Origin of the sequence: Escherichia sp. XD33, assembly GCF_019375075.1 — a bacterium.
GTDB classification, from domain to species: Bacteria; Pseudomonadota; Gammaproteobacteria; order Enterobacterales; family Enterobacteriaceae; genus Enterobacter; species Enterobacter flexneri_A.
This window is the reverse complement of record NZ_JAENDM010000143.1, coordinates 1-2,614: the sequence shown is the minus strand read 5'-3', so window position 1 is coordinate 2,614 and position 2,614 is coordinate 1. Positions and strand designations below refer to the sequence as shown.

Annotated in this window: 4 protein-coding genes and 1 pseudogene; all 5 read right to left on the bottom strand. The window is 43.1% G+C overall.

What is annotated here, in order from left to right; all coding sequences use genetic code 11:
• Positions 1-167 (bottom strand): IS1 family transposase (locus K0778_RS25595; protein ID WP_047664789.1); only part of this gene is annotated, 167 nt, incomplete at its 3' end.
• A 50-nt stretch (positions 168-217) separates the two neighbouring features.
• Entirely contained in the window at positions 218-517 is a 300-nt protein-coding gene (locus K0778_RS28095) for a hypothetical protein (protein WP_114141711.1), read from the bottom strand.
• 129 nt (positions 518-646) lie between these two features.
• A pseudogene (locus K0778_RS28090) lies at positions 647-1,114 on the bottom strand (RHS repeat-associated core domain-containing protein); the annotation flags it as partial.
• 29 nt (positions 1,115-1,143) lie between these two features.
• The gene (locus tag K0778_RS25585) at positions 1,144-1,986 is read right to left on the bottom strand and encodes a HEAT repeat domain-containing protein (RefSeq protein ID WP_000072850.1); all 843 of its coding nucleotides are present in this window, start codon (positions 1,984-1,986) and stop codon (positions 1,144-1,146) included.
• A gap of 20 nt (positions 1,987-2,006) precedes the next feature.
• On the bottom strand, positions 2,007-2,614 hold a 608-nt coding region (locus tag K0778_RS25580), incomplete at its 5' end, for a polymorphic toxin type 34 domain-containing protein (RefSeq protein WP_024191283.1).

The following is a 2,614-nucleotide window of genomic DNA, read 5'->3' as shown; positions in this document are numbered from 1 at the left end:
ATTTTCTGGTGCGTACCGGGCTGAGAGGCGGTGTAAGTGAACTGTAGTTGCCATGTTTTACGGCAATGAGAGCAGAGATAGCGCTGATGTCCGGCAGTGCTTTTGCCGTTACGCACCACGCCTTCAGTAGCGGAGCAGGAAGGACATCTGATGGAAATGGAAGCCACGCAAGCACCTTAAAATCACCATCATACACTAAATCAGTAAGTTGGCAGCATTACCCATATGTTATCCAATTACCAAGGTCTTTTGTTGTTATAGCCATTAGATCCTTATTTGAATTAAGGTTCGTTGGTGCTGTTAGCACTGTATCCATTTTTAACTTACCATTAGTTCCTCGCCCCCACCACGTCCATAGCGTGTCAGGTCCTATTACATTTGTATGTAACTCTTTAGCTAATTGGCTAGCAAATGAATTTTGTCCTTTACCTGTATTACAAGAAAATAACCAAACTGTCATCCCATCTTTATAATTCCCATCAAATTTAATTAGATATGCTAGATCTTTAGCTGTCATGATACTGCGCGTTGCGGATTCAATAGATGTGGGGGTACCATGCCCCCCGATTGTGAAAACGCCTGGGATATTAATCTCATCAGCTACAGAATGGATAAGATCACTTTCGGGGTATAAATTTATATCAACCAAACCTTGCGGATCTACATTTATGACCGGATTCAACGGATACTGATAAAAATTCCATCCCCCCTTCAGCCCAATCGGATCCTGAGTGATATACCGCCCCTGCAGCGGGTCATAATAGCGGTGGCGGTTGTAATACAGGCCGGACTCCTCATCATACTGCTGACCCGGCAGGCGAATGAGCTGCTGCAGATGATGCGGGTTCTCATCACTCAGCAGGTTGCCCCATTCATCATATTCTGCGCACTACGCTGTTGCCCCTTCCGTGCTGATGAGCGCCAGCGGCAGGCCGCGATGGTCGCAGTGGTACAGGTGGATTTTTCGCGCCGGCGTGTACACCGGGTCCATCTGGTTTTTCATCTGCTCCACGGTCAGGCCGCACGATGCCAGCCAGCGGCGGCTTTCCTCACTCACCCGGTCAGCCAGGATTTCACTTTCCAGCCGGTCGAGCATCTGCACCGTGCCGGCGGGAATCCCCCACTGTGCATAGGCAACTCACGCTATGAACGCTTCAGCTTATCAATAGCGGAAGTTATAATTTCATTGTCATCAAACTTGTACAACATAGTATCTAAAACAGGAAGTAGCGTTTTATCACCTAATTCACCCGCAGCTTCAATGATATCATCATAAACAGTATTTTTTTTTAACTCATCGCATAAAACAGATAAAACCCTTTTATCTTTTCTGTAGGAAAGTCCGATTATTGCTTCAATACGGACTTCCTCATTTTTATCCTGAAGCATCTCCACAAAACAATCCCTAATATCACTATTATCATATTTATTGATATTTATTGCAAATGCGGCCCAGTTTCTGACATCTCCATTTGGATCTTTTAACAGATTAATCAATAGTGGAATTGTTGCTTTATCATTGATAACAGAAATAGCAAATGCTGTAGCACGTCTGACATTAGTCGATTTATCAAAAGCAGTAATTTGAGATTGTTCTACTATTTTAGGTGAATAAATTGGGTTTTTCTTGCATCGCTGAGCCGTTGACTCGATTGCCGTAGCTCGAACGCAAGCGCTCTTATCATTCAATGCCATATTGTTCAAAATATTAAAAACATTATCTTCGCATTTTTTGCAAATTTTTATTTGCCCGAGTATAAATGCTCCGATATCTCTACGGATATAATTTTTATCAGAGCAGAACTCAATTGCCAATCTAACAGCGTCTTGCCCACCTCTTAACTGTAATACTCTGGCAGATGAAATCCTTTTCAAGGAATTGTGATCATCAAGTAAGCGAAATAATTCATCATCATTTAGTTTCTTACATTGATTATATAAACCATACTCTTTACTTGCCTTTCTTTTCTGGTATGTATTTGACATTGCAGGAACCTCCACAAGGGCTATCTTTTTTTATCGTTTGACTGTCTGGAGTGACGACAATTCCAGGCTTTCTGTGTGCTTTTTGCATCTTTAGCACTAATATCACCACAATCAATTAGTTCCTGAAGTACGTCACATCTGTCGGGTTTTTTCCCATCACTCCAGAATCTGTCATTTATTATGTCATTGACACGATCAGTTATCCCTGTGTCTGCAACATTTCCACGAGAAGCTATCATTGTTATATCTAATGCTAGTCCCGGATTATTCAATATTAGAGAGTCAAATATTCTTTGTGATGCTGTATCGTTCCACCATTTTGTCAATGCTTTTGCAGCATTATCATCTGCTTGCTGCTGTGCAGGGCTTTTGGGCCATGGAATTGGCAAGGGGAATGGTCTAGGAAAAACTTCTAACCCCAGAGGATCTGTATTCGTAACTGGATTCAACGGATACTGATAAAAATTCCATCCCCCCTTCAGCCCAATCGGATCCTGAGTGATATACCTCCCCTGCAGCGGGTCATAATAGCGGTGGCGGTTGTAATACAGGCCGGACTCCTCATCATACTGCTGCCCCGGCAGCCGGATAAGCTGCTGCAGCTGATGCGGGTTCTCTTCATTCAGCA